The 25216-nt window shown below is 61.4% G+C and carries 24 protein-coding genes and 1 pseudogene; 8 read left to right on the plus strand and 17 right to left on the minus strand.

The features are described from left to right. Nucleotides 1-113: 113 nt before the first annotated feature. Complete coding sequence (gene pgeF / locus J1G34_RS10960) at nt 114-839, minus strand: peptidoglycan editing factor PgeF (RefSeq protein WP_065935722.1); 726 nt, start codon at nt 837-839, stop codon at nt 114-116. Next, complete coding sequence (rluD, locus tag J1G34_RS10965; protein ID WP_057725842.1) at nt 836-1798, minus strand: 23S rRNA pseudouridine(1911/1915/1917) synthase RluD; 963 nt, start codon at nt 1796-1798, stop codon at nt 836-838. The genes pgeF and rluD overlap by 4 nt, the downstream gene beginning before the upstream one ends. A 149-nt stretch (nt 1799-1947) precedes the next feature. On the opposite strand from rluD, the gene J1G34_RS10970 reads away from it, so the two are divergent. Further along, a complete protein-coding gene (locus J1G34_RS10970) occupies nt 1948-2973 on the plus strand; it encodes an outer membrane protein assembly factor BamD (RefSeq protein ID WP_065888001.1) in 1026 nt (341 codons plus the stop codon). 127 nt (nt 2974-3100) lie between these two features. Next, on the plus strand, nt 3101-3334 hold the full coding sequence (locus J1G34_RS10975) for a PP0621 family protein (RefSeq protein ID WP_065888002.1): 234 nt from the start codon (nt 3101-3103) through the stop codon (nt 3332-3334). Here the strand turns inward: J1G34_RS10975 and thiO are convergent. The 5 genes from thiO to pilV all read right to left on the minus strand — a co-directional run bounded on the left by thiO (nt 3321) and on the right by pilV (nt 6630). Beyond that, nucleotides 3321-4430: a glycine oxidase ThiO gene (gene thiO / locus J1G34_RS10980; protein WP_065891890.1), complete on the minus strand. Its 1110-nt coding sequence runs from the start codon at nt 4428-4430 to the stop codon at nt 3321-3323. The two genes, J1G34_RS10975 and thiO, sit on opposite strands and share 14 nt — an antisense overlap. A 62-nt stretch (nt 4431-4492) precedes the next feature. Then, nucleotides 4493-4894 carry a type IV pilin protein gene (locus J1G34_RS10985; RefSeq protein ID WP_065891870.1) on the minus strand — a complete coding sequence of 134 codons (402 nt, stop codon included), beginning with the start codon at nt 4892-4894 and terminating at the stop codon, nt 4493-4495. Between the two features lie 11 nt (nt 4895-4905). Further along, nucleotides 4906-5436, minus strand: coding sequence for a pilus assembly PilX family protein (locus tag J1G34_RS10990; RefSeq protein ID WP_065891869.1), 531 nt, complete (start codon nt 5434-5436; stop codon nt 4906-4908). A gap of 4 nt (nt 5437-5440) precedes the next feature. After that, nucleotides 5441-6148 (minus strand): PilW family protein, encoded by a 708-nt coding sequence (locus J1G34_RS10995; RefSeq protein WP_222994025.1) that lies wholly within the window; start codon nt 6146-6148, stop codon nt 5441-5443. Further along, nucleotides 6145-6630, minus strand: coding sequence for a type IV pilus modification protein PilV (pilV, locus tag J1G34_RS11000; protein ID WP_065935724.1), 486 nt, complete (start codon nt 6628-6630; stop codon nt 6145-6147). The genes J1G34_RS10995 and pilV overlap by 4 nt, the downstream gene beginning before the upstream one ends. A 205-nt stretch (nt 6631-6835) precedes the next feature. Here pilV and J1G34_RS11005 point away from each other — a divergent pair. Continuing rightward, a pseudogene (locus tag J1G34_RS11005) lies at nt 6836-7412 on the plus strand (GspH/FimT family pseudopilin). Here J1G34_RS11005 and ispH read toward each other — a convergent pair. From ispH to murJ, 6 genes are all read right to left on the minus strand, one after another. After that, a complete protein-coding gene (ispH, locus tag J1G34_RS11010) occupies nt 7366-8313 on the minus strand; it encodes a 4-hydroxy-3-methylbut-2-enyl diphosphate reductase (protein WP_057725850.1) in 948 nt (315 codons plus the stop codon). The pseudogene J1G34_RS11005 and the gene ispH sit on opposite strands and share 47 nt — an antisense overlap. 101 nt (nt 8314-8414) lie before the next feature. After that, nucleotides 8415-8855: an FKBP-type peptidyl-prolyl cis-trans isomerase gene (locus tag J1G34_RS11015; protein WP_170875978.1), complete on the minus strand. Its 441-nt coding sequence runs from the start codon at nt 8853-8855 to the stop codon at nt 8415-8417. A 7-nt stretch (nt 8856-8862) separates the two neighbouring features. Beyond that, entirely contained in the window at nt 8863-9375 is a 513-nt protein-coding gene (gene lspA / locus J1G34_RS11020; RefSeq protein WP_065896508.1) for a signal peptidase II, read from the minus strand. Further along, on the minus strand, nt 9368-12199 hold the full coding sequence (gene ileS / locus J1G34_RS11025) for an isoleucine--tRNA ligase (protein WP_222994035.1): 2832 nt from the start codon (nt 12197-12199) through the stop codon (nt 9368-9370). The genes lspA and ileS overlap by 8 nt, the downstream gene beginning before the upstream one ends. Before the next feature lie 14 nt (nt 12200-12213). Next, nucleotides 12214-13152 (minus strand): bifunctional riboflavin kinase/FAD synthetase, encoded by a 939-nt coding sequence (gene ribF / locus J1G34_RS11030; protein WP_065888011.1) that lies wholly within the window; start codon nt 13150-13152, stop codon nt 12214-12216. A gap of 119 nt (nt 13153-13271) precedes the next feature. After that, nucleotides 13272-14810 carry a murein biosynthesis integral membrane protein MurJ gene (gene murJ, locus J1G34_RS11035; protein ID WP_065935727.1) on the minus strand — a complete coding sequence of 513 codons (1539 nt, stop codon included), beginning with the start codon at nt 14808-14810 and terminating at the stop codon, nt 13272-13274. 253 nt (nt 14811-15063) lie between these two features. Between murJ and rpsT the strand changes: the two genes are divergently transcribed. Continuing rightward, nucleotides 15064-15342, plus strand: a complete 279-nt coding sequence (rpsT, locus tag J1G34_RS11040; RefSeq protein WP_003171647.1) for a 30S ribosomal protein S20 — start codon at nt 15064-15066, stop codon at nt 15340-15342. A gap of 288 nt (nt 15343-15630) precedes the next feature. Here rpsT and J1G34_RS11045 read toward each other — a convergent pair whose 3' ends face one another. Beyond that, nucleotides 15631-16116 carry an FKBP-type peptidyl-prolyl cis-trans isomerase gene (locus tag J1G34_RS11045; protein WP_003171645.1) on the minus strand — a complete coding sequence of 162 codons (486 nt, stop codon included), beginning with the start codon at nt 16114-16116 and terminating at the stop codon, nt 15631-15633. Here J1G34_RS11045 and J1G34_RS11050 point away from each other — a divergent pair. The 3 genes from J1G34_RS11050 to J1G34_RS11060 all read left to right on the plus strand — a co-directional run bounded on the left by J1G34_RS11050 (nt 16115) and on the right by J1G34_RS11060 (nt 19484). Next, the gene (locus J1G34_RS11050) at nt 16115-16405 is read left to right on the plus strand and encodes a DUF3565 domain-containing protein (RefSeq protein WP_122561932.1); all 291 of its coding nucleotides are present in this window, start codon (nt 16115-16117) and stop codon (nt 16403-16405) included. The two genes, J1G34_RS11045 and J1G34_RS11050, sit on opposite strands and share 2 nt — an antisense overlap. Before the next feature lie 79 nt (nt 16406-16484). After that, on the plus strand, nt 16485-18584 hold the full coding sequence (gene pta / locus J1G34_RS11055) for a phosphate acetyltransferase (protein ID WP_065888013.1): 2100 nt from the start codon (nt 16485-16487) through the stop codon (nt 18582-18584). Further along, a complete protein-coding gene (locus J1G34_RS11060) occupies nt 18585-19484 on the plus strand; it encodes an acyltransferase (RefSeq protein ID WP_065888014.1) in 900 nt (299 codons plus the stop codon). It abuts the gene before it with no gap. A gap of 623 nt (nt 19485-20107) precedes the next feature. Here the strand turns inward: J1G34_RS11060 and cysN are convergent. The 3 genes from cysN to J1G34_RS11075 all read right to left on the minus strand — a co-directional run bounded on the left by cysN (nt 20108) and on the right by J1G34_RS11075 (nt 23950). Continuing rightward, nucleotides 20108-22006 (minus strand): sulfate adenylyltransferase subunit CysN, encoded by a 1899-nt coding sequence (gene cysN, locus J1G34_RS11065; RefSeq protein WP_065888015.1) that lies wholly within the window; start codon nt 22004-22006, stop codon nt 20108-20110. Between the two features lie 9 nt (nt 22007-22015). Then, complete coding sequence (cysD, locus tag J1G34_RS11070) at nt 22016-22933, minus strand: sulfate adenylyltransferase subunit CysD (RefSeq protein ID WP_222994037.1); 918 nt, start codon at nt 22931-22933, stop codon at nt 22016-22018. A 258-nt stretch (nt 22934-23191) separates the two neighbouring features. Beyond that, on the minus strand, nt 23192-23950 hold the full coding sequence (locus J1G34_RS11075; RefSeq protein ID WP_065891506.1) for a Nif3-like dinuclear metal center hexameric protein: 759 nt from the start codon (nt 23948-23950) through the stop codon (nt 23192-23194). Nucleotides 23951-24051: 101 nt separating this feature from the next. On the opposite strand from J1G34_RS11075, the gene algW reads away from it, so the two are divergent. After that, nucleotides 24052-25212, plus strand: a complete 1161-nt coding sequence (algW, locus tag J1G34_RS11080; protein WP_057725862.1) for a Do family serine endopeptidase AlgW — start codon at nt 24052-24054, stop codon at nt 25210-25212. Nucleotides 25213-25216 lie beyond the last annotated feature (4 nt).

Raw genomic sequence — 25216 nt, forward strand, 5'->3', positions numbered from 1 at the left:
GCCGGAGCTATGAACAAACACATCCTGAATGAAGAAACCTGCCAGATACCCCTATAGATGGGGTGGATTCTGCGGGATTCAAGCAGTGGATGGTTGATACAGATCAGGACAGTCTAGCGGTCAAGCCAGACAAGGGAGGCGAATCGGCCCGTACGCGGGCTGCGTCGATAGGAAAAGAAACGCGGGTCGGTCACGGTGCAGTAGCCGCCACCGTAGACAGCGGTGACACCCCGCGCGGCAAGGCGCAGGCGTGCAAGTTGATAGATGTCGGCCATGAACTTGCCGGGATTACGGCTGGGAACAAAGGCTTGGGCAGTTGCCGGCAGTTGCTGCATGAACGCTTCACGCACCTCGGGACCGACTTCAAAGGCCTGCGGGCCGATGGCCGGACCGAGCCAGACCAGAACGTCGGCGGGCTTGCTATCAAGGCTTCCGAAGGTTGCCTCCAGCACCCCTGCCGCCAACCCACGCCAACCGGCATGAGCCGCCGCAACACGGGTGCCCGCTCGATTGCAGAACAATGCAGGCAGGCAATCGGCCGTCATGGCGGTGCAGGCGATGCCCGGTGTGCTGGTCCAACTGCCATCGGCTTCGGCGATCCGGCCCGGATCGGCCTCGACCACCGTGGTGCCGTGGACCTGACGCAACCAGGCCGGCTGGATATCGAACGCTGCGGTAAGGCGACGACGATTTTCGAGGACAGCCTCAAGGCTGTCCTCCACATGGTCGCCCAGGTTGAGGCTGTCGAACGGCGCCACACTGACGCCGCCCGCACGGGTGGTGACGCAGGCTTTGACCTGAGACGGCGCGGGCCAGTCAGGTATCAGCCAGTCACTCATCCGACAAACGCCTCGCGATCCTGCTTGAGCAGCGACAACAGCCAGACCAGATCGTCCGGAAGCGGCGATTCCCAGCTCATACGCTTACCGCTCGTCGGATGATCCAGCTCCAGGAAGCGTGCATGCAGTGCCTGGCGCGGGAACGTTTTGAGCGATTCGACCATGGTCTGGCTGGCCGCTGGCGGAATGCGGAAGCGACCACCGTAGGCCGGATCGCCGACCAACGGGAAGTTGATGTGGGCCATGTGCACGCGGATCTGGTGAGTTCGACCGGTTTCCAGCTTGACCCGCACATGGGTGTGGGAACGGAAACGCTCCAGCACGCGATAGTGGCTGACGGCCTGCTTGCCGCCCTCCATCACCGCCATGCGCTGGCGCTGCTGGCCGTGGCGACCAATGGGTGCATTGATCTTGCCACCGGCCACCACGACGCCGATCACGATGCATTCGTAGATCCGGCTGACGCTGCGACTCTGCAATTGAGTAACAAGTTGCGTCTGCGCCTGAATGGTCTTGGCCACCACCATCAAGCCGGTGGTGTCCTTGTCCAGACGGTGCACGATGCCGCAGCGCGGCACGTTGATGATGTCCGGCACGTGGTGCAACAGGGCATTGAGCAAGGTGCCATCAGCGTGCCCGGCCGCCGGGTGAACCACCAGGCCTGCGGGTTTGTTGATGACCAGGATGTCATCGTCTTCATAGACGATATCCAGCTCGATGTCCTGGGCGACCCATTCTCCCTGGGCTTCCTGCTCGGCAGTCAGCTCAAGAATCGCACCGCCATGCACTGTGTCTCGCGGGCGGATAACCGCTCCATCCACAGTCAGGCGGCCGTCTTTGATCCAGGCGGAAAGGCGCGAGCGCGAGTGCTCAGCGAATAATTGTGCGGCGACTTGATCGAGGCGTTGGCCGCCCAATTCGGACGGCACCTCTGCGCGAAGTTCAATTTTATCGGACATGCTCAGACTAGGCGTGGCACAGCCTTTGGTTTCGGCTGCGCGCTTGTGGTTAAATACGGCGTCTTTTGCCCCGAGGCTTTCAACGGGGCGCTCATCATAACAGGACGGCCCCGCCCAAGACAGCGGCCGTCATAGGGACGCAAGCCGCCATGCAAGTGAAACACCTGCTGCTGATCGCCATCCTCGCCATGACTGCTGCTTGCTCGTCAACCAAGGACGTCGTCGACGAAAACCTGAGCGAAGTCGAGCTTTACCAGCAAGCTCAGACAGACCTGGATAACAATAGCTACACCAGCGCCACAGCTAAGCTCAAGGCACTGGAGTCGCGGTATCCGTTCGGACGCTATGCCGATCAGGCCCAGCTCGAGCTGATCTACGCCAACTATAAGAACGCCGAGCCGGAAGCTGCCAAGTCCGCTGCCGAGCGTTTTATCCGCCTGCATCCGCAGCATCCGAACGTGGACTACGCCTACTACATGAAGGGCCTGACCTCGTTCGACCAGGACGTTGGCCTGCTGGCGCGCTTCCTGCCGCTGGACATGACCAAGCGCGACCCGGGCGCGGCACGCGACTCCTACAACGAGTTCGCCCAGCTGACCAGCCGCTACCCGAACAGCCGCTACTCGCCGGACGCCAAGCAGCGCATGATCTACCTGCGCAACCTGCTGGCTTCCTACGAGATCCACGTGGCCCATTACTACCTGACCCGTCAGGCGTACGTGGCTGCTGCCAACCGTGGCCGCTATGTGGTGGAGAACTTCCAGGAGACCCCTTCCGTGGGTGACGGCCTGGCCGTGATGACCGAGGCTTACCAGCGCTTGCACCTGGATCAGCTGGCGACCACCAGCCTGGAAACCCTGAAGCTCAACTACCCGGACCACCCGAGCCTGAAAGACGGCCAGTTCGTGCCTCAGGTTGACGAAGCCGACAACCGTTCGTGGCTGAGCAAGTACACCCTGGGCCTGATCGAGTCCCGTCCGCCGCTGCCGCCAGGCGAAACACGCGCCAACCAGGACGTGATCAAGCAGTACCAGGACGCCAAGGACGCGATTCCTTCGGACCTCAAGCCGCACGACGAGAACGGCGACGTGATCGAAGAAGAAGAGCCGCAAGCCCTGGGTAACAACCAGGACCGCTCGTGGTTCAGCTACATGACCTTCGGCGTGTTCGACTGACCGTTCGACGCAACGCAAAAAGGGAGCTCTCAGGAGCTCCCTTTTTCATGGGCGAGTATTTATTGCGCTGTGCGCCCATGGCCACCTTGGCTAAACTGGCGCATTCCTTACCGAGAAACTGCCCATCATGCTTCGTCTATTGTTCTGGATCGCCGTCATTGCCGCCGCGGTATGGCTCTGGCGCAAATTCAAAAACCCTGCCGCCAGACAACCGCGCACCGGCGAACCCAATGCCGCCTTGATGGTACGTTGCGCCCATTGCGGCGTGCACGTGCCGCAGGATCGGGCGCTGAGCTCGGGCCAGCAATGGTATTGCACCCAGGCGCATCTGCAGCAGGGGCCGAAGTCTATCCAGCGCTGACTCGACCGGCGGGCGCGTAAGGTGCAGGGTCGATGATCGGCGCATGCCCCAGCAGCAAGTCGGCAAATAGCTGGCAGGACGCCGGGGCAAGCACCAGGCCATTGCGGTAATGCCCGCAATTGAGCCACAAGCCGTTGAAGCCGGGTACCTCGCCGATATACGGGATACCTTCCGGCGAGCCGGGCCGCAACCCCGCCCAGTGCCCCACCACCTCGGCGTCCGCCAGGGCGGGAAGCAGTTCCACCGCCGAGGCCTTGAGACTTTCCAGCGCGCTTATCGTCGGCGTTTTGTCGAATCCCTCATGCTCCAGGGTGCTGCCAATCAAAATATGCCCATCCCGCCGCGGGATCGCATAGCGCCCTTTAGCCAGGACCATGCTCGACAAGAAGTCAGACGCGCATTTGTAGAGGATCATCTGGCCCTTGACCGGCTCAACAGGCAGTGCCAAGCCCAGTTTTCCCAGCAAATCCCCGCTCCAGGCACCCGCTGCGAGCACGACCTGATCACCCGTCATGGCGCCAGCGCTCGTATTCACGCCGACCACGGTGTCGCCCTGCAAAATAAAGCCATCGACTTCGCACTGCTCGTAAATCGTCACATCGGGCAGCGCCGACAACGCCGCCTTGAGGGATTTGACCAGGCGCGGGTTGCGCACATTGGCCACATCGGCCATGAAGATCGCCTGCGAATATCCGCCGCCCAGCGCCGGAACGGCATCATGGGCCGCCGATACGTCCACTTTGCTCAAGGGCCTGCCCTCACGCGCAGCCCAGGCCAGGGCATCGGCTTCGTCATCCAGGTCGAGCCAGTACAAACCTGTGGTGTGAACCTCGGGATCGACGCCGGTCGCAGCGAACAGCCGTTGTGCCAGTTGCGGGTAGAAATCCTGGGACCAATGGGCCAAGGCGGTCACCGCCGGGCTATAGCGCCATGGATACAACGGCGAAACAATCCCGCCGCCAGCCCATGAGGACTCCTGCCCAAGCCCACCGCGCTCCAGCAATATGACGGCCTGCCCCCGGTTCGCCAGGTTGTATGCCGTCAACAAACCAATCACGCCGCCGCCGACAATCACTACTCGCTGTTGCTTAGCCATCATTTGATCCAGCCGATAAAAAGGGAAAAGCGCGCCCGGCGCCCATTCATCCAGCACTCTCATCACTGCCCCCAGCATGCCTTGAGCGGCATTTGCGGCACAGCTCCCGGATTGCTGCGCATACCGGTGCTGGTCAAGCTGAATTGGCCGCAGGCGTCGTCCGCCATGACTGAGTGCGGGGCAGGCGTGGCGAGCAAGACAAAATCATGAGGGTTCAATACGGCGCTGATTCTATAGTGATCATTGCCTGTACTGACGCCGCCTGCATCAATAAAAGTGCCGTTGCGCGTGTAAAAACGCTGCAGATGTTGAGCCTGCTCGCTCAGCAGCGCGACGACTTGCACCCGATACACCTTTTTTACCTGGCCGGTGTATCCGGGGTAAGCGATCCCGGCCAGCAACGCGATGATCGCCACCGCGATCAACAGCTCGATCAGGGTAAAGCCCTGGCTATCCATGCCCATTGAATTGCTCCTTATTGAAGTTGCCGCCATAAGACTCGCCGAAACCGCGCGCCGTCGCCCTCCCCCACCCGCGCATACACCGTCTCAAGCACCGTGCGCGACTGGCCACCCAGCCCCACGGCCGTCACCCGAAAGAGCGCGGCCGGGATAAGCGGCGGTAAATGCGCCTGGCCCATCCCCACGCCCAGGGATTGAATGCCATATACCCCGTCCTTGAACGCCACCCAATTCACCGCAGAGACCGGATTTGGCCCAGGGCCAACCACCGAAAATGCCTCCGCGGGCGGCGCGCAGTGGATGATCGAGTGGCAAAGTGGCAGCGCAGGTCCGCCCCTGCGCACTGCCGACTCCCCCAGCCGCAGGCCACTTTCGGCCGTCTGGAACGATTGATTACGTTGCCACAGGCTACCGGCGACCTTCTGCTGAGAGATCGCGGCCTGCATGGATGACAACCCCACCAGTGACAGCAACAGCAGAAAGACCAGGCTGATCAGCAATACCATTCCCGCCTGGCGCACAGGGCTCCCCCCACTCAGGATCATCGCCCTACTCCAGCCGGTTGCGCAGTGCGGCCACGACGCTATAGGCCTGATCCTTCACGCGCCCGGTCGGGTCCTGCAGGGTCATGCGGATGCGCACGCTGCGGATCAACGATGCGTCGGCCGGGTGGCTGTCGTAGCGCGCCACGTCCGTCGATTCAGGCCCGGCGGCCACCCCGAAACTGATCTCGAAGGCCCGTACGTTATCTATCAGCACCGCCTTGGCCGGTGCCGACGGCGTACTGATTTTCAACTGCCCCGCCTCATGGGTGTAGGTGAGTTCTCGTATGGCAAACCGAATCTGGCCGGGCGCGATCACAGGCGGCGTGCCGGCGTAAGCCTGTGCCGCATCCCTGCAGTCGGACACTACGGTCCAGTCTGGCTTGCCGGCACCGTCGCCGGTATTGGCGGTCACCAGCGTCAGTGACGTTGCGCTTGCCGACATTTGCCAGCCAATCGGCCGATCAAAGGCCGCCGGGGCGTTGTCGATAAACGCCGGGGCCAAACATCCCAGCATGCCTGCCTGGCGAATATCCTGGACCAGCTTGTTCAGCACGAATCGCGCATCATCCTGCAGCACCGTAGCGGCCTGCTGGCTGGCCTGGGTCAGCCGCGTACCGATCAGCACCTGGCTCGCGCCAAGGATCAGCACCAGCCCGACGGCCAGCGCCAGCAGCAACTCCACCAGCCCGAAACCACGTGCGGGACGGTTCATTGCGATCGGCCTTGCCCACTGGCGATACGGCTGCTCAGGGTGAAGGTTTGCCGCGCGCCCAGGCTGCTCTCCAACCTGGCGTCTTCCCACGTGATGCTGATAGTGACTTCATTGCCGCTGACCGCCACGGCACCTTTGGCGTCTTCGCCGGCAAAACCTACGATATTGGCTTCGAAATCGTGCAAGTCCAGGTCACGCACGCTGGCGGTCGAGGTGCTCGGCGGCGCGCGCTCGGCTTGGGCCCAGGCGTAATCGACCCCGGCATTGGCGCGAATTCGATCGAGCATATCGTAGGCAATGAAACTGGCCTGGCTGGTCATCCGTGCATTGTCGGTGTATTTGAGCGCGTTGAGCTGGAGAGCCGCGGCCCCCAGCAGTCCGATAGCCAGAACCAGCACCGCTACCAGTACCTCGATCAGGGTCATGCCGGCTTGAGGTCGATGAACTGCGCGTAGAAATAAGGTGTTGCTGCACAAAGGCATTACCGTCGTCGTCCATGTCGAGGGCCGGAGAAAAACAGCAGAACCCTGCTGTACGCCCCAAGACTAGCGCCGGTTTTCGGCGGCTGCTGCTATCGGAACAAAGGGAAATACATTGGACGTAAAGGCCATCATTCAGCATCAGGGAGCAACCGCTATACCTATGCCTGTCACTTAAAGATCAACCGCATCCACGGATGGGACGCACATGACACAACGAGGGTTCACCTTGATCGAATTACTGCTGGGGCTGATCGTCACGGGCGTTCTGGCGCAACTGGCCATACCCGGCTTCAAGGGTTTGCTGGAATCGCAGCAGCAGCAAAGCGTGGCCCGGTCACTGGCCGACGGGCTGCGTTATGCGCGCACGGAGGCGATCGCACGCAGTCGTGCAGTGGTCATCCATGCGCGCGGGCAAGACTGGAGCCAAGGGTGGCGGGTGATCCTGGATATCAGTGGTCGCGGCCATCTGGATGACGAGAATCCGGTGCTATTGGAGCGACAGGACAGCGGGCGCGTGCCGGTGGCCGGTAATGGCCCGGTCAGCAGCCAGGTACGTTTCAGCGCGTTGGGGGAGCCGGTGTTTGCGGGCGGCGGGTTTCGTGCCGGCACCGTGCATGTGTGCGACACGACGCAGGCACAAAGCCTGTATCAGATAGTGCTGGCGCCAAGTGGGCGCGTCAGCCTGCGCAGTGACAAAACCGAGCAGGCGTTATGCCGTGGTTGAGCGAGCCGGGTTCAGAGCAGCGAGCGCACCCGCAGTTCCTTGGGCATCGAAAACGTAATGTTTTCTTCGCGTCCCGCCAACTCATCGGCGCCGGTGGCCCCCCAGGCGTGCAATTGCTGGATGACGCCACGCACCAGGACTTCCGGAGCCGAGGCGCCCGCCGTGATGCCGATGCGCTCGACACCGTCGAACCAGCTACGCTGCATATCCTCGGCGCCGTCGATCAGGTACGCCGGTGTCGCCATGCGCTCGGCCAGCTCACGCAAGCGATTGGAGTTGGAGCTGTTCGGGCTGCCGACCACCAGCACCACATCGCACTCATCGGCCAGTTGCTTGACCGCGTCCTGGCGGTTTTGCGTGGCGTAGCAGATGTCGTCCTTGCGTGGGCCGCCAATGGCCGGGAATCGCGTGCGCAGGGCATCGATAACGCGGCTGGTGTCGTCCATGGACAAGGTGGTCTGGGTAACGAACGCCAAGCGCTCCGGGTTCTGCACTTGCAGGTTGGCGACGTCTTTCTCGTCTTCCACCAGGTAGATGGCGCCGCCATTGCTGGCGTCGTACTGGCCCATGGTGCCTTCGACTTCCGGATGACCGGCGTGGCCGATCAGGATGCATTCACGTCCATCACGGCTGTAGCGCGCCACCTCGATGTGCACCTTGGTCACCAGCGGGCATGTGGCATCGAATACTTTCAGGCCACGGCCGGACGCTTCGGTGCGCACGGCCTGGGAAACGCCGTGGGCGCTGAAGATAACGATGACATCGTCAGGCACCTGGTCGAGTTCTTCGACGAAGATGGCGCCGCGAGCACGCAGATCTTCAACCACGAACTTGTTGTGGACGACTTCATGCCGCACGTAGATCGGCGGGCCGAAGACTTCCAGGGCGCGGTTGACGATTTCGATCGCCCGGTCCACACCGGCACAGAAGCCACGGGGGTTGGCGAGTTTGATTTGCATGCTGTGCCTCGTGTCTTGCAGCCACATTGAGTCAATATTAACGCTGACTCAACAGATAATGGAGATCAAAGGTGGGAGGGGAGCAAGCCCCCTCCCACATTTTAGACCAGCGCCTTGACGTTGATGATCTCGACGTCAAAGGTCAGTGTCTTGCCGGACAACGGGTGGTTGAAGTCGATGGTCACTTGCGTGTCATCGAAGGCTTTGACCACGCCGGGCAATTCCGTATTCGCCGCGTCATTGAAGATCACCAGCAGGCCTTCCGACAGCTCCATGCCTTCGAACTGCGAACGCGGGATGATCTGCACGTTTTGCGGGTTGGGCTGGCCAAAGGCGTTTTCCGGCAGGATCTGCAGGTTGCGCTTGTCGCCGGCCTTGAAGCCGAACAAAGCCGCTTCAAAACCCGGCAGCAGATTACCGTCACCGACCTTGAAGGTCGCCGGGGCTTTGTCGAAGGTGCTGTCGACCGTGTCGCCATTCTCCAGGCGCAATGCGAAATGCAAAGTGACTTCCGTGTTCTGGCCGATGCGTTGCTCAGCCAATACCTGATCAGTCATTGACGGTCTCTCCGGTTTTCTTGCTCTTGAACATGTCCAGCGCCAGCATGATTGCGCCGACGGTGATAGCGCTGTCGGCAAAGTTGAACGCCGGGAAGTAATGGCGGTTCTGCCAATGCACCAGGATGAAATCGATCACGTGGCCCAGGGCAACGCGGTCGTACAGGTTACCCAGCGCGCCGCCCAGCACCAGGGCCAGCGCGATGGCCAGCCAGGTGTCGTCCCGGCCCAGGCGCTTGAGCCAGACCACCAGCACCGCACTGACCACCACGGCGATCAGCGCGAACAACCAGCGCTGCCAGCCACCGCCATCAGCGAGAAAGCTGAAGGCCGCACCGGTGTTGTAGGCCAGGGTCCAACTGAAGTAATCCGGGATCACCACGATCTGCTGGAACATTTCCAGGGTGCCTTCGAAATGAGCCTTGCTGACCTGGTCGATGACCAGCACCAGCACGCTCAATACGAGCCAGCCCAGACGTCCGAAACGACTGGCAGAGTTAGGCATAGTGACGAACCTCGCCTTCACCGCTGATGTTATCGACGCAACGACCGCAGATTTCCGGATGCTCGGGGTTCACGCCGACATCTTCACGGCAGTGCCAGCAACGGGCGCATTTAGGGAAGGCCGACTTGACCACCTTGAGCTTCAGGCCCGGTACATCGGTGGCCACGGCATCTGCCGGAGCCTGGGCGAAAGGCGCCAGGCTTGCGGTGGAGGTGATCAACACAAAGCGCAGTTCGTTGCTCAGCTTGGCGAGGTCGGCGGTCAGGCCGCCCTCGGCAAACAGGGTGACTTCGGCTTGCAGGTTGCCACCCACGGCCTTGGCCGCGCGCTGCACTTCCAGCTCCTTGTTCACCGCAACCTTCACGGCCATCACGCCTTCCCAATACTCGCGACCCAGTTCGAAGTCGGCCGGCAGTTCGGTCAAGCCTTCATACCAGGTGTTGAGCATGACGGACTCGTTACGCTCGCCCGGCAGGTACTCCCACAATTCGTCGGCGGTGAACGCCAGGATCGGTGCGATCCAGCGCACCAGCGCTTCGCTGATGTGGTACAGCGCGGTCTGCGCCGAACGGCGCGCCTTGCTGTTGGCACCGGTGGTGTACTGGCGGTCCTTGATGATGTCGAGGTAGAAACCACCGAGCTCCTGCACGCAGAAGTTGTGGATCTTGGAATAGACATTCCAGAAGCGATACTCGCCGTAGTGTTCCTGCAACTCGCGCTGCAGCAACAGGGCGCGGTCCACGGCCCAACGGTCGAGGGCGAGCATGTCCTCTGCCGGCAGGATGTCGGTGGCCGGGTTGAAACCGGTCAGGTTCGACAGCAGGAAGCGCGCGGTATTACGGATACGCCGGTAGGCATCGGCGCTGCGGGCCAGGATCTGGTCGGAGACGGCGATCTCGCCCGAGTAATCGGTCGAGGCGACCCACAGACGCATGATGTCGGCGCCCAGGGTGTCGTTGATCTTTTTCGGCTCGATCACGTTCTTCAACGACTTGGACATCTTGCGGCCGTTTTCGTCGACGGTGAAGCCGTGGGTCAACAGTTCCCGGTACGGCGCGTGGTTGTCGATGGCGCAACCGGTCAGCAGCGACGAGTGGAACCAGCCACGGTGCTGGTCCGAACCTTCCAGGTACAGGTCGGCACGCGGGCCGGTCTCGTGGCCCATCGGGTGCGAACCGCGCAGCACGTGCCAGTGGGTGGTGCCCGAGTCGAACCATACGTCGAGGGTGTCGCTGATCTTGTCGTACTGCGGCGCTTCATCACCGAGCAACTCGGCAGCGTCCATCTTGAACCAGGCTTCGATGCCTTCCTGTTCAACGCGCTGGGCCACGAGCTCCATGAGCTCGACGGTACGTGGGTGCAGTTCGCCGCTTTCCTTGTTCAGGAAGAACGGGATCGGCACGCCCCAGTTACGCTGGCGGGAGATGCACCAGTCCGGACGGTTGGCGATCATCGAGTGCAGGCGCGCCTGGCCCCAGGCCGGGACGAACTTGGTGCCTTCGACGGCCTTGAGCGAGCGTATGCGCAGGGTTTCGCCGCGGGTCGGCTCTTTGTCCATGCCGATAAACCACTGCGCGGTCGCGCGGTAGATCAACGGGGTCTTGTGGCGCCAGCAGTGCATGTAGCTGTGCTGGATGGTGGCGGTTTGCATCAGCGCACCGACTTCACGCAGCTTTTCGATGATTGCAGGGTCGGCCTTGAAGATGAACTGGCCGCCGAAGAACTCCAGCGACGGCACGTACACGCCGTTGCTCTGCACCGGGTTGATGATGTCATCGTTGACCAGCCCGTATTTCTTGCAGATCACGAAGTCGTCCACGCCGTAGGCAGGCGAGCAGTGAACGATGCCAGTACCCGAACCCAGTTCGACGTAGTCAGCCAGGTACACCGGCGACAGGCGGTCGTAGAACGGATGACGGAAGTTGATCAGTTCCAGCGCGGAGCCGGTGGTGGTGGCGATCACCGAACCTTGCAGCTCGTAACGCGCCAGGCACGGCTCGACCATTTCTTCGGCCAGCACCAGCAGGCGATCGCCAACGTCTACCAGCGCATAGGTGAACTCGGGGTGCACGTTCAGCGCCTGGTTGGCAGGGATGGTCCATGGCGTGGTGGTCCAGATCACGATGGCCGCCGGCTTGGCCAGCGATGCCAGGCCAAAGGCCTCGGCCAGCCTGGCCTCATCGGCAATCGGGAAGGCCACGTCGATGGTCGAGGACTTCTTGTCTTCGTACTCGACTTCCGCCTCGGCCAGGGCCGAGCCGCAGTCGAAGCACCAGTTCACGGGCTTGAGGCCCTTGAACACGAAACCGCCCTTGACGATTTCGGCCAGGGCGCGGATTTCACCGGCCTCGTTCTTGAAATTCATGGTTTTGTAAGGGTTGTCCCACTCGCCCAGGACACCCAGGCGGATGAATTCGGACTTCTGCCCTTCGATCTGCTCGGTGGCGTAGGCACGGCACAGTTCGCGGGTTTTATCCGCGCCCAGGTTCTTGCCGTAGGTCACTTCGACTTTGTGTTCGATCGGCAGGCCGTGGCAATCCCAACCCGGGACATACGGCGCGTCGAAGCCCGACAGGGTCTTCGAACGCAGGATCATGTCCTTGAGAATCTTGTTCAGCGCGTGACCGATGTGAATGGTGCCGTTGGCATAAGGAGGGCCGTCGTGCAGGACGAATTTCGGACGATCCTTGCCAATTTCGCGCAACTTTCCGTACAGGCCAATACTGTCCCAGCGCTGCAGGATCTGCGGTTCGCGCTGTGGCAGGCCGGCCTTCATTGGGAAGGCGGTGTCCGGAAGGTTTAGCGTGGCTTTATAGTCGGTCATTTAAGGCTCTTCGGTTAGCGATGGGCGCTAGGTGCGGCTAGTGCACGGGCGGCGGCGACATCCGCATTGATCGCCGTTTTCAACGCCTCAAGGGAGGCGAAACGCTGCTCTTCACGCAGCTTCTGGTGGAAAACCACCGTTAAACGCCGGTCATACAAGTCACCGGCAAAATCCAAAAGGTGAACTTCCAGGTGGGCCTTGCCATCACCTGCAACCGTGGGCCTGACGCCTATGTTGGCGACTCCCGGCCACGATTGGCCGTCGATGTCGACACTCACCAGGTAAACCCCGGTCAGCGGCACACGACGGCGCTTGAGTTGCACGTTGGCGGTTGGCGTGCCCAGTTGGCGCGCCAGCTTCTGGCCGTGCAGTACCCGCCCGGCGATGCGGAACGGGCGACCGAGCAAACGCTCGGCCAAGGCGAAGTCGGCAGCCGCCAGGGCGTTACGCACCTGGGTACTGCTCACGCGCAGGCCGTCCAGTTCGACGGTTTGCGCGGCTTCGACGGTAAAACCCTGGTTGACGCCGGCGTGTTGCAGGAAATCGAAATCGCCGACCCGGTCGCAACCAAAACGGAAGTCGTCGCCGACCTCCAAATGCTGCACGCCGAGACCATCGACGAGGATGCGGTCGACAAACTCGGCGGCGCTGAGGCTTTGCAGGCGCTGGTTGAAAGCCAGGCAGAGGACGCGGTCCACGCCTTCTTCAGCCAACAGTTGCAGTTTGTCTCGCAGGCGGGCCAGACGGGCCGGCGCCGTTTCCGGGGTGAAGAACTCCCGCGGCTGTGGCTCAAAAATCACCACGCAGCTGGGCACGCCCAACTCGACCGCACGCTCGCGCAGCCTGGCCAGGATAGCCTGGTGGCCACGGTGAACACCGTCAAAGTTGCCAATGGTGGCGACGCAGCCCCGGTGCTCGGGGCGCAGGTTGTGGAGACCTCGAACCAGCTGCATAACGCGCTTCTTGCTCATAAAGTGGTCGATTATAACCACACCCGGCCCCGGACGACAGGCAACAGCGCAGGCCAAATGGATCGATTCGATAAAACAGCCGTTTTATCGCGGCAAACTCTCTACCCCAGCGACTTGCGATTGAAATCGCGCAGGCGGAAACCCTGCAGCAGCAACATCCCGAAGTACACCACCACGCCAGCCACTACCAGCACGCCCAGGCGCATGAAGCGCTCCAGCATATGGCCCTGGTCCCAGGCCGGCATCACGTGCATCAGCCCAAACAGCACGGCCGACATCGCCGCGACCGCCACGAGCAACTTGAGGGTAAAGGCGCCCCAGCCAGGCTGTGGTTGGTACATCTGCTGCTTGCGCAGTTGATAAAACAGCAGGCCGGCATTGATACAGGCACCGGCACTGATCGCGAGCGCCAGGCCGGCATGGGCCAGCGGGCCGATAAACACCAGGTTGAGCAGTTGCGTGACGATCAGAGTGAAGATCGCGATCTTCACCGGTGTGCGGATGTTCTGCTGGGCATAGAAACCCGGCGCCAGCACCTTGATCACGATAATGCCGAGCAACCCCACGGAGTACGCCACCAGCGCATGCTGGGTCATCAGGGCGTCGTGCGCGTCGAATTGCCCGTATTGAAACAGCGAGACCGTCAAGGGTTCGGCCAGGATTCCCAGGGCCAGGGAGCACGGCAGCACCAGCAGGAAACACAGGCGCAGGCCCCAGTCGAGGATGCGCGAGTATTCCTGGCGGTCCTTGCTCGCATAGGTGCGCGCCAGGGTCGGCAGCAAAATGGTGCCCAAGGCCACCCCGAGCACGCCTGACGGCAATTCCATCAGGCGGTCGGCGTAGTACATCCACGACACCGAACCGGATACCAACAACGATGCGAACGCCGTATTGATAATCAGGGAAATCTGACTGACGGACACACCAAGGATCGCCGGCAACATATTGCGCATCACGCGCCAGACGCCGGTGTCCTTGAGGTTCAGGCGCGGCAGCACCAGCATGCCGATCTTTTTCAAATGCGGCAGTTGGTAGAGCAGTTGTGCCAGGCCGCCGGCCAGGACGGCCCAACCCAGAGCCATCACCGGCGGATCGAAGTACGGCGTGAGGAACAGCGCGAAGATAATCATGCTGACGTTAAGCAGCGTCGGCACGAAGGCCGGCACCGAGAAACGGTTCCAGGTATTGAGAATCGCCCCGGCAAGCGATGACAGCGAGATCAGCAATATATAAGGAAAGGTCACGCGCAGCAGATCAGTGGTCAGTGCGAACTTTTCCGGGGTATTGGCAAAGCCGGGAGCCGTGGCCCAGATCACCCAGGGCGCGGCGAGCATGCCGAGCACGGTCACCAGCATCAACACCAGTGTCAGAAGGCCCGAGACATACGCGATAAAGGTGCGGGTCGCCTCCTCCCCCTGTTGAGTCTTGTATTCGGCCAGGATCGGCACGAAGGCCTGGGAGAACGCGCCTTCGGCGAAAATCCGGCGCAACAGGTTGGGCAGTTTAAAGGCAATGAAGAAGGCGTCCGTGGCCATGCTGGCGCCAAAAATGCGGGCCAGCAGGGTGTCACGCACAAACCCCAAAACCCGGGAGATCATCGTGATAGAGCTGACGGCAGCCAACGATTTGAGCAGATTCATTGAAAGAGTTTGCGCCTATAGATAAAGAGCAGGCGAACAAAGCGCCTACTTATGCGATACTGCGCGCCTGCAACAGCACAGCGCCAAAGCTCGCGAGTTTACAGGTCAAGCGCCGGAAATAAATCACCCGCCTCTTCAGATCGACCACTCAGCAGTTCGCATCAGCCGCTCTTGACAACCCATCAAGTCATCGGCATGATTCGCGGCCTATTTTGTTTGCTATTTCCTAAAAAGTCTTTCGAGGAGCTCGACGGTGGCCAACACACCTTCCGCCAAAAAACGTGCAAAACAGGCTGAGAAGCGTCGCAGCCACAACGCCAGCCTGCGTTCCATGGTTCGTACCTACATCAAGAATGTAGTTAAAGCCATCGACACCAAAGACGCTGAAAAAGCCCAAGCTGCTTACGTTCTGGCCGTGCCAGTTATCGACCGTATGGCCGATAAAGGCATCATCCACAAGAACAAGGCCGCTCGTCATAAGAGCCGCCTGAATGGCCACATCAAGGCTCTGAACGTTGCTGCTGCAGCCTAAGTGGTAACAACTGCCACGTGACCTCAGGTTGCGTAACAGTTAAGAAATGCCCCGTACCGAAAGGTCCGGGGCATTTTTGTTTTCTGGAATGCACACCTATCCAAATGTGGGAGGGGGCTTGCCCTCGATGGCGGTGTATCAGTAAGAAATACTTTGACTGACACACCGCTATCGGGGGCAAGCCCCCTCCCACATTGACCCCATGAGTGTCAGGTAGATATTTTCAAGCACAAAAAAAACGCCCCGAACCAGTCGGGGCGTTTTTGCTACCGATTGATCAAACCACAATCAATGGTGATGACCGCCTTCACCGTGGACGTGACCGTGAGCCACTTCTTCCTGAGAAGCGTCGCGAATGGCAACGATCTTCACCTGGAAGTTCAGGCGCTGGCCAGCCAGGGGGTGGTTGCCGTCGACGGTCACGTCGTCGCCGTCCAGGTCGCGGATGGTCACGATCTGCATTTGGCCGTCCGGCGCGGAAGCGTGGAACTGCATGCCGACTTCCAGTTCATCAACACCTTCGAACATGCTGCGGCTCAAAGTGCTGACCAGTTCGGCGGAGTATTCGCCGTAGGCATCTTCAGGCTCTACGGCAACGGTCAGTTCATCACCGACTGCCTTGCCTTCCAGCGCCTTTTCCAGGCCTGGGATGATGTTACCCGCGCCTTGCAGGTAGACCAGCGGCGCGCCGCCGGCGGAGCTGTCGATGACCTCACCAGCGTCGTTGGTCAGGGTATAGTCGATGGAGACAGCCTTGTTAGCGGCGATCGTCATGGGGCGAGACCTTTTGCATAAGAATGAAGAACGGACAAGTCTAAACAAGGATTTGTCCGAAAGCGAACAGAACCCGGACGGACGGGGCCGACCAACGGTCTCGACGATAACCGGATTCCACCAGGACGACGACCTGCACTGGGTCGCCGAGCTGTCCTGCGGCCACACCCAGCATCTGCGCCACCAGCCGCCGTGGCAGTCGCGCGCCTGGGTGCTCGACCCCGCGCAACGCCTTGAAAAAATAGGCCAACCCTTTGCCTGCGGCTGGTGTGCGCAACAGCACGAATAACGATAACCTTGGCGCCTGATTCGCGGTAGGCGCTCAAGCATAGAGCGCCACCCCAGCCATGCACCTCCAGAGAATTCGCATGCAGACTTTTTTTATCGCGCCCACCGATTTTGGTGTGGGCCTGACCTCCATCAGCCTTGGGCTGGTGCGTACCCTGGAACGAGCCGGGCTGAAAGTCGGTTTTTTCAAACCGATTGCCCAGCCACACCCTGGCGATACCGGCCCCGAGCGTTCCACCGAACTGGTGGCGCGCACCCACGGCCTGAAACCGCCCCAACCCCTCGGCCTGGCCCATGTCGAGCGCATGCTCGGCGACGGCCAGCTGGATGAGTTGCTCGAAGAAATCATCACGCTGTACCAGCAAGCCGCCGTGGGCAAGGACGTGCTGATCGTCGAAGGCATGGTGCCGACCCGCAGCGCCAGTTATGCGGCCCGGGTCAACCTGCACCTGGCCAAGAGCCTGGATGCGGAAGTGATCCTGGTCTCGGCCCCGGAAAACGAAGTGCTCACCGAATTGTCCGGTCGCGTGGAACTGCAGGCTCAACTGTTCGGCGGCCCGAAAGACCCGAAAGTACTCGGCGTGATCCTTAACAAGGTGCGCACCGACGAAAGCATGGAGGCGTTCTCGGCGCGTCTCAAGGAGCACTCGCCGTTGTTGCGCAGCGGTGATTTCCGCCTGCTCGGCTGCATTCCCTACCAGCCCGAACTCAACGCACCGCGTACCCGCGACGTGGCCGACCTGATGGGTGCGCAGATCCTCAATGCCGGTGACTACGAAACCCGGCGCATGACCAAGATCATCATTTGCGCGCGCACCATGCGCAACACCGTGGAGCTGCTCAAGCCCGGCGTACTGGTCGTAACACCCGGCGATCGCGACGACATCATCCTCGCCGTCAGCCTGGCCGCGATCAACGGCGTGCCGCTGGCCGGCCTGCTGCTGACCAGCGACACCCTGCCCGACCCGCGCATCATGGAGCTGTGCCGCGGTGCATTCCAGGCCGGGTTGCCGGTGCTGTCGGTGAGCACCGGTTCCTACGACACCGCCAACCAGCTTAATAGCCTCAACAAGGAAATCCCCATCGATGACCGCGAGCGCGCGGAGATCATCACCGACTTCGTCGCCAGCCACCTCGATGCACGCTGGCTGCACCAACGCTGCGGCACGCCCCGGGAAATGCGCCTGTCCCCTGCGGTATTCCGCTACCAGTTGATCCAGCGCGCCCAGGCCGCCAACAAGCGCATCGTGTTGCCCGAAGGCAGCGAGCCGCTGACTGTGCAAGCCGCTGCGATCTGCCAGGCGCGGGGCATCGCGCGCTGCGTGCTGCTGGCCAAGCCGGCGGACGTGGAAGCCGTCGCTCGCGCCCACGGCATCGATTTGCCCGAAGGCCTGGAGATTCTCGACCCGGACCTGATCCGCCAGCGCTACGTCGAGCCCATGGTGGCACTGCGCAAGAGCAAGAGTTTGAACGCACCGATGGCCGAGCAGCAGTTGGAAGACACCGTGGTGATCGCCACCATGATGCTCGCCCTGGACGAAGTGGACGGCCTGGTCTCCGGCGTCATCCACTCCACCGCCAATACCATCCGCCCTGCCCTGCAGCTGATTAAAACAGCGCCGGGCTGCACCCTGGTGTCGTCGGTGTTCTTCATGCTGTTCCCCGAGCAGGTGCTGGTGTACGGCGACTGTGTAATGAACCCGCACCCCAGCGCTGCGGAGCTGGCTGAAATTGCCTTGCAAAGCGCCGACTCGGCGGCCGCGTTCGGCATCGCCCCGCGCGTGGCGATGATCAGTTATTCCAGCGGCGATTCGGCCAGCGGCGAGGAAGTCGAAAAAGTCCGCGAGGCCACCCTGCTCGCCCACGAACAGCAAAGCTCACTGCTGATCGACGGCCCGCTGCAATACGACGCCGCCGCCAACGAAAGCGTGGCCCGGCAATTGGCGCCCAACAGCCAGGTCGCCGGCAAGGCCACGGTATTCGTGTTCCCCGACCTGAACACCGGCAACACCACCTACAAAGCCGTGCAGCGCAGCGCCGATTGCGTGAGCCTGGGGCCGATGCTCCAGGGCCTGCGCAAACCGGTCAACGACCTGCCACGCGGCGCCCAGGTGGACGACATCGTATACACCATCGCCCTCACCGCGATCCAAGCCGCCAACCGACCTATGGATATCTAAATGCTGGATTTTCTACCTGCCGCCGTACGTGGGGTGATCGCGTCCCTGCTGCTGGCACTGAACACGATCCTGCTGTGCTCGTTCCTGTTTATCGTCGCGCTGTTCAAGGCGCTGCCCTTCGCCAAGCGCTTCAGCGAATGGTTGATGAATCACACCCACGAAGCCTGGGTCACGAACAACAAGGGCTGGATGAACCTGGTGCGGCGCACGCGCTGGCACCTGAGCGGCCTCGAAGGCCTGGATTACCAGCATTCGTATCTGGTCACCAGCAACCATCAGAGCTGGGTCGACATCATGGTGCTGCAATACGTGCTCAATCGACGGATTCGCCCGCTGAAGTTCTTTCTCAAGCAGGAACTGATCTGGGTCCCGGTGATTGGCCTGGCGTGGTGGGCCCTGGGCTTTCCATTCATGAAGCGCTACAGCAAGGCTTACCTGGAAAAACACCCGGAAAAGAAAGGCAAGGACCTGGAAACCACGCGCAAAACCTGTGCGAAGTTTCGCGACAACCCGGTGGGCATCTTCAACTTCGCCGAGGGCACGCGGTTTACGCCAGGCAAGCACGCGCAACAGAAGTCACCGTTTCGCTATCTGCTCAAGCCCAAGGCCGGCGGAATCGCGTTTGTGCTGGATGCCATGGGTGAGCAATTGAAGTCACTGGTGAATGTGACTATCCACTATCCGGCCGGGCGACCGGGGTATTGGGATTTGCTGTGCGGGAATGTGAAGGACGTGGTGGTGCAGTTCGAGGAAGTGCGGATTCCGGCCGAGTTTATTGGCAGCAATTATGAGCAGGATGGGGAGTATCGGTTGGCGTTCCAGGGCTGGATCAACCAGCTGTGGGAAGACAAGGATGCCTTGCTGGACAAGCTGCACACCGATTTCCCAGACCGCAACTGATCAAAAATGTGGGAGGGGGCTTGCCCCCGATTGCCATAGGTATCTACACAATTTTGGTGCGACACCGCACCTGTGGCGAGGGGCTAACGCGTATCTACCTGACGCTCCGAGGTCAAAATGTGGGAGGGGGCTTGCCCCCGATGGCGGCCTCTGGGCCGACCAGGATGTTGGATCAGATTGAGTACATATCCGTTTCTGCGGTAACGGCTGCTTAGGGTTCCGCCCTGACGGCGGCTCACTTTTGAAAAGCGCAAAAGTAAGCAAAACGCTCTTGCCCCACCACTCGGCACCTCGCCTAGGCTCGGTGTGCCCGAACGCAGGCTTGAATCCGTGGGCCGCCGCAATGGGCCATCCATGGCCCAGTGCGGCTAACCCGGCGTCCTGCCGGGTTACCCACGGATTCAAGCCTGCGTTCGGCCAGCGTGGTTTAACGGGGCGCCTGAGATCAAAAGCAGATCAAGATCAAGGTCAAGAGCGACTCGCTTCGCATCGTGGTTACGGTTGGGCGCTGCTGAGTTGTGTAGATACCTATGCACCGATTGCCGAGTGTCAGTCACTGCATCCTTTGACTGACACACCGCCATCGGGGGCAAGCCCCCTCCCACATTTGACCGAGTACTGGTTTAGATTGCGCCGCGCTGGCGCAACAGTTCCAGCACTTGCTTGACGCTGTCTTCCAGCGACAGGGCCTGGGTGTCGATCACCAGGTCGGCATTCAATGGCACGTCGTACGGGAACGACTCACCCGGGATGTTATCCCCACCGGCAGCGTACAGCCCTTGCGGATCACGCTCGGCGCACACCAATGGCGACGCTTGCACGTACACCGTCAGCAGGCGATCGCTGCCAATCAGCGCCTTGGCCTGTTCACGGCCTTCGGCATCCGGGGCGACGAACGCGGCCAGGGTCAGCAGGCCGGCTTCGTTGAACTGGCGCGCCACGTGAGCGGCACGCCGCCAGTTTTCGGTACGCCCGGCGCGGTCCTGCGGCAGCCCTTTGTTCAGGTCGTGACGCAGGTTCTGGCCGTCCAGTACGAACACCGCACGGCCCATGTCGAACAGCTTGCGTTCAACCGCATAGGCCAAGGTGCTCTTGCCGGCGCCGGACAGGCCGCTGAACAACACCGTGGCCGGCTGCTGGCCGAAGCGCAGGGCACGTTCCTCGGTGGCCACATGGGCCAACTTGCCGTGCTGCGCCGCGCTGCCATGGGTCACGGGCGGGGCGATGATCATGCCCGCCGCAACGGTGCCATTGGTCAAACGGTCGATGACGATAAAGGCGCCGGTGGTGCGGTTGCTGTCGTAACCGTCCAGGGCGATGGCGGCGTCCAGGCTGACCTTGACCCGGCCAATCTCGTTCAACTGCAGGGAACTGGCCGGGCCTTCGGCCAGGGTGTTCACGTCCACACGGTGCACGATGCTGGTGATGGAACCCGGCACATAGCTGGTGGCGCGCTTGATGTCGTATTTCTTGCCCGGCAGCATCGGCTCCTCGGCCATCCACACCAGCATGGCGTCGAAGGCGTCGGTCACTTGCGGCACGTTGTCGGCGTGTACCAGCAGGTCGCCACGGGAGATATCGATCTCGTCTTCCATGGTCAGCGTCACCGCTTGACCGGGACCTGCGTGCTCCAGCTCGCCCTCGAACGTGACGATGGATTTGACGCGGCTGCTCTTGCCCGACGGCAGCACCACGACTTCGTCGCCCTTGTGCACGATGCCGCTGGCCAGGGTGCCGGCAAAACCACGGAAGTTCAGGTTCGGACGGTTGACGTACTGCACCGGGAAACGCAGGTCGGTGTAGTTGCGGTCGTTGGCGATCTCGACGGTTTCGAGGATCTCCATCAGCGACTGGCCGGTGTACCAGGGCGAACGCTCGCTCTTGTTCACCACGTTGTCGCCCTTGAGCGCCGACATCGGCACAAAGGCCAGGGTGCTCGGCTTGAAGGCGATGCCCTCGGCGAACTTCAGGTAATCGGCCTTGATCGACTCGAACACGCTTTGGTCAAAGCCGTTGATGTCCATCTTGTTGATGGCGACCACGATGTGCTTGATACCCAGCAGCGAGGCGATGAAGCTGTGGCGACGGGTCTGGGTCTGCACGCCGTAGCGGGCGTCGATCAGGATGATCGCCAGGTCACAGGTGGAGGCACCGGTGGCCATGTTGCGGGTGTACTGCTCATGGCCCGGGGTGTCGGCGATGATGAATTTGCGCTTGGCGGTGGAGAAGTAGCGGTAGGCCACATCGATGGTGATGCCCTGCTCACGCTCGGCCTGCAGGCCGTCGACCAGCAAGGCCAGGTCGATGTCGTCACCGGTGGTGCCGGATTTTTTCGAATCGCGGGTGATGGCTTCCAGGTGATCTTCGTAGATCATCTTGGAGTCGTGCAGCAGGCGCCCGATCAGGGTGCTCTTGCCGTCGTCGACGTTGCCACAGGTCAGAAAGCGCAACATTTCCTTGCGCTCGTGCTGGCCCAGGTAGGCGAGGATGTCCTCGCTGATCAAATCAGATTGATGCGACATGACAGCCCCTTAGAAATAACCTTGACGTTTTTTATCTTCCATGGAGCCGGCGCCATCGTGGTCGATGACACGGCCCTGGCGCTCGGAAGTTCGCGTCAGGAGCATTTCCTGAATGATGTCCGTCAGCGTCTCGGCTTCGGACTCCATCGCGCCCGTCAACGGGTAGCAGCCAAGGGTACGGAAACGGACTTTCTTTTTGACGATGCGGGCTTTGTCTTCGTCGGACAGGTGCTCGAGGATGCGGTCGTCGTCGATCATGATCAACGTGCCGTTCTTCTCGATCACATCGCGCTCGGCGGCGAAATACAGCGGCACGATCGGGATGCCTTCCAGGTAGATGTACTGCCAGATGTCCAGCTCGGTCCAGTTGGACAGCGGGAACACACGGATCGACTCGCCCTTGTTGACGTTGCCGTTGTAGACGTTCCACAGCTCCGGGCGCTGGTTTTTCGGGTCCCAGCGGTGCTTGCTGTCGCGGAACGAGTACACGCGCTCTTTGGCACGGGATTTCTCTTCATCGCGACGCGCGCCGCCAAAGGCAGCGTCGAAACCATGCTTGTCCAGGGCCTGCTTGAGGCCCTCGGTCTTCATGATGTCAGTGTGCTTGGCGCTGCCGTGGGTGAAGGGGTTGATGCCCTGCGCCACACCGTCCGGGTTGACGTGGGTGATCAGGTCCAGGCCCAGTTCCTCGACCATTTTGTCGCGGAACTTGTACATCTCCTGGAATTTCCAGCGGGTGTCGACGTGCATCACTGGGAACGGCAGTTTGCCCGGGAAGAAGGCCTTGCGTGCCAGGTGCAGCATCACGGCGGAGTCTTTACCGATCGAGTAGAGCATCACCGGGTTGTCGAACTCGGCGGCGACCTCGCGGATGATGTGGATGCTTTCCGCCTCCAGCTGTTTCAGATGCGTCAGTTTGTCGACCATGGCTACTCACGGAAAAACGATCTTGTGGACGGCCAGCGGGCCGTGTTCGAGCGGGGCATGCTAGCACAGCACCTGCTTCTATTCAGGGCGCCAACTAGATCGAAACGGTATATGAATATACCCCTGAGTTTGGCCTGCAATGCGGTCAAGTGTGGGAGGGGGCTTGCCCTCGAGAGCGGTGGATCAGTGAAATAGGGACTGACTGACACACCGCAATCGGGGGCAAGCCCCCTCCCACATTGAGTCCCGCTGTATGGCTCAGATCGGGTTCGGGCAATCGATGAACAGGTGCTCCAGGGCGAAGCGTCGCGCCAGGTAATCGCCCAGTGCCTGCACGCCATAACGCTCGGTGGCGTGATGGCCGGCGGCGATGAAACTGATGTCGTTTTCGCGGGCGCTGTGGAAGGTCTGCTCGGACGCCTCGCCGCTGATAAACAGGTCGACGCCCGCGGCAATCGCATTGTCGATATAGCCCTGGCCGCCCCCGGTGCACCAACCGACGCGGCGGATCATCTCGCTGCCTTCGATCAACAGCGGCTCGCGGCCCATCACGTCCTGCACGCGACGGGCAAAGTCGCGCGGTGACAGCGGCTCGGCGAGCGAGCCGACCAGGCCAACCACTTTGGGGTTGCCGGGGTCCAGCGGGCCTTCGACGGTGATGTCCAGTTGCCTGGCAAGCTGCACGTTATTGCCGACATCGGGGTGCAGATCCAGGGGCAGGTGGTAGGCCAGCAGGCTGATGTCGTGCTTGAGCAAGGTTTTCAGGCGACGCTGCTTCATGCCGGTGATGCAGGGGTTCTCACCCTTCCAGAAATACCCGTGGTGCACCAGGATCAGGTCGGCCTGGGCTTCGACGGCGGCGTCCAGCAGGGCCTGGCTGGCGGTGACGCCGCTGACGATGCGCATCACCTGGGGCCGGCCCTCGACTTGCAGGCCGTTGGGGCAATAATCGGCGATTTTCAGGCTGCCAAGGTAGCGGTCCGCTTCCTCGACGAGGGTGGTAAGGGGGACGGCCATAAAAGACTCCTAAATATCCGGTTCGCAGGCGTCACAGCCTCGTATAATGCGCGACATTATGGGCGCTCCCGCGCCCCCTGCAACCTGTCAGGACTTACTTGATGCTCAAGGCACTGCGTTTTTTTGGATGGCCATTGCTGGCTGGCGTGCTGATCGCGATGCTGATTATTCAGCGTTATCCCCAGTGGGTTGGCCTGCCCAGTCTGGATGTGAACCTGCAGCAGGCCCCGCAAACCAGCACCGTGGTGCAAGGCCCGGTGACCTATGCCGACGCCGTGGTCATCGCCGCCCCCGCCGTGGTCAACCTGTACACCACCAAGGTGATCAACAAGCCGGCGCATCCCCTGTTCGAAGACCCGCAGTTTCGCCGCTATTTCGGTGATAACGGGCCCAAGCAGCGCCGCATGGAGTCCAGCCTCGGTTCCGGGGTGATCATGAGCCCGGAAGGCTACATCCTCACCAACAATCACGTGACCACCGGCGCCGACCAGATCGTGGTGGCCCTGCGTGACGGCCGCGAGACCCTGGCCCGCGTGGTGGGCAGCGATCCGGAAACCGATCTTGCGGTACTGAAGATCGACCTGAAGGATTTGCCGTCGATCACCCTCGGCCGCTCCGACGGCCTGCGCGTGGGTGACGTGGCGCTGGCCATCGGCAACCCGTTCGGCGTCGGCCAGACGGTGACCATGGGCATCATCAGCGCCACCGGGCGTAACCAACTGGGCCTTAACAGCTACGAAGACTTCATCCAGACCGACGCGGCGATCAACCCCGGCAACTCCGGCGGCGCGCTGGTGGATGCCAATGGCAACCTGACAGGCATCAACACAGCGATTTTCTCCAAGTCCGGCGGTTCCCAGGGCATCGGTTTTGCGATCCCGGTGAAGCTGGCGATGGAGGTGATGAAGTCGATCATTGAACACGGCCAGGTGATTCGTGGCTGGCTGGGCATTGAAGTCCAGCCCTTGACCAAGGAACTGGCCGAGTCGTTTGGCCTGACCGGGCGCCCGGGCATCGTGGTCGCTGGGATCTTCCGCGACGGCCCGGCGCAGAAAGCCGGCCTGCAACTGGGCGATGTGATCCTCAGCATCGACGGCGCACCCGCCGGTGATGGCCGCAAGTCGATGAACCAGGTGGCGCGGATCAAGCCGACCGACAAGGTGGCGATCCAGGTGATGCGCAACGGCAAGGAAATCAAGCTGTCGGCGGAAATCGGCCTGCGCCCGCCGCCGGCCACGGCACCGGTGAAGGAAGAGGAATAAGCGG

The sequence above is a fragment of the Pseudomonas sp. Wu6 genome (genome assembly GCF_019891515.1).
Classification (GTDB): Bacteria; Pseudomonadota; Gammaproteobacteria; order Pseudomonadales; family Pseudomonadaceae; genus Aquipseudomonas; species Aquipseudomonas orientalis_A.

What these genes read in the sequence shown, in the direction of transcription:
- pgeF (WP_065935722.1), bottom strand. Translation starts at nt 839, where the DNA reads ATGAGTGACTGGCTGATACCTGACTGGCCCGCGCCGTCTCAGGTCAAA.
- rluD (WP_057725842.1), bottom strand. Translation starts at nt 1,798, where the DNA reads ATGTCCGATAAAATTGAACTTCGCGCAGAGGTGCCGTCCGAATTGGGC.
- J1G34_RS10970 (WP_065888001.1), top strand. Translation starts at nt 1,948, where the DNA reads ATGCAAGTGAAACACCTGCTGCTGATCGCCATCCTCGCCATGACTGCT.
- J1G34_RS10975 (WP_065888002.1), top strand. Translation starts at nt 3,101, where the DNA reads ATGCTTCGTCTATTGTTCTGGATCGCCGTCATTGCCGCCGCGGTATGG.
- thiO (WP_065891890.1), bottom strand. Translation starts at nt 4,430, where the DNA reads ATGGCTAAGCAACAGCGAGTAGTGATTGTCGGCGGCGGCGTGATTGGT.
- J1G34_RS10985 (WP_065891870.1), bottom strand. Translation starts at nt 4,894, where the DNA reads ATGGGCATGGATAGCCAGGGCTTTACCCTGATCGAGCTGTTGATCGCG.
- J1G34_RS10990 (WP_065891869.1), bottom strand. Translation starts at nt 5,436, where the DNA reads ATGATCCTGAGTGGGGGGAGCCCTGTGCGCCAGGCGGGAATGGTATTG.
- J1G34_RS10995 (WP_222994025.1), bottom strand. Translation starts at nt 6,148, where the DNA reads ATGAACCGTCCCGCACGTGGTTTCGGGCTGGTGGAGTTGCTGCTGGCG.
- pilV (WP_065935724.1), bottom strand. Translation starts at nt 6,630, where the DNA reads ATGCCTTTGTGCAGCAACACCTTATTTCTACGCGCAGTTCATCGACCT.
- ispH (WP_057725850.1), bottom strand. Translation starts at nt 8,313, where the DNA reads ATGCAAATCAAACTCGCCAACCCCCGTGGCTTCTGTGCCGGTGTGGAC.
- lspA (WP_065896508.1), bottom strand. Translation starts at nt 9,375, where the DNA reads ATGCCTAACTCTGCCAGTCGTTTCGGACGTCTGGGCTGGCTCGTATTG.
- ileS (WP_222994035.1), bottom strand. Translation starts at nt 12,199, where the DNA reads ATGACCGACTATAAAGCCACGCTAAACCTTCCGGACACCGCCTTCCCA.
- ribF (WP_065888011.1), bottom strand. Translation starts at nt 13,152, where the DNA reads ATGCAGCTGGTTCGAGGTCTCCACAACCTGCGCCCCGAGCACCGGGGC.
- murJ (WP_065935727.1), bottom strand. Translation starts at nt 14,810, where the DNA reads ATGAATCTGCTCAAATCGTTGGCTGCCGTCAGCTCTATCACGATGATC.
- J1G34_RS11050 (WP_122561932.1), top strand. Translation starts at nt 16,115, where the DNA reads ATGGGGCGAGACCTTTTGCATAAGAATGAAGAACGGACAAGTCTAAAC.
- J1G34_RS11045 (WP_003171645.1), bottom strand. Translation starts at nt 16,116, where the DNA reads ATGACGATCGCCGCTAACAAGGCTGTCTCCATCGACTATACCCTGACC.
- pta (WP_065888013.1), top strand. Translation starts at nt 16,485, where the DNA reads ATGCAGACTTTTTTTATCGCGCCCACCGATTTTGGTGTGGGCCTGACC.
- J1G34_RS11060 (WP_065888014.1), top strand. Translation starts at nt 18,585, where the DNA reads ATGCTGGATTTTCTACCTGCCGCCGTACGTGGGGTGATCGCGTCCCTG.
- cysN (WP_065888015.1), bottom strand. Translation starts at nt 22,006, where the DNA reads ATGTCGCATCAATCTGATTTGATCAGCGAGGACATCCTCGCCTACCTG.
- cysD (WP_222994037.1), bottom strand. Translation starts at nt 22,933, where the DNA reads ATGGTCGACAAACTGACGCATCTGAAACAGCTGGAGGCGGAAAGCATC.
- J1G34_RS11075 (WP_065891506.1), bottom strand. Translation starts at nt 23,950, where the DNA reads ATGGCCGTCCCCCTTACCACCCTCGTCGAGGAAGCGGACCGCTACCTT.
- algW (WP_057725862.1), top strand. Translation starts at nt 24,052, where the DNA reads ATGCTCAAGGCACTGCGTTTTTTTGGATGGCCATTGCTGGCTGGCGTG.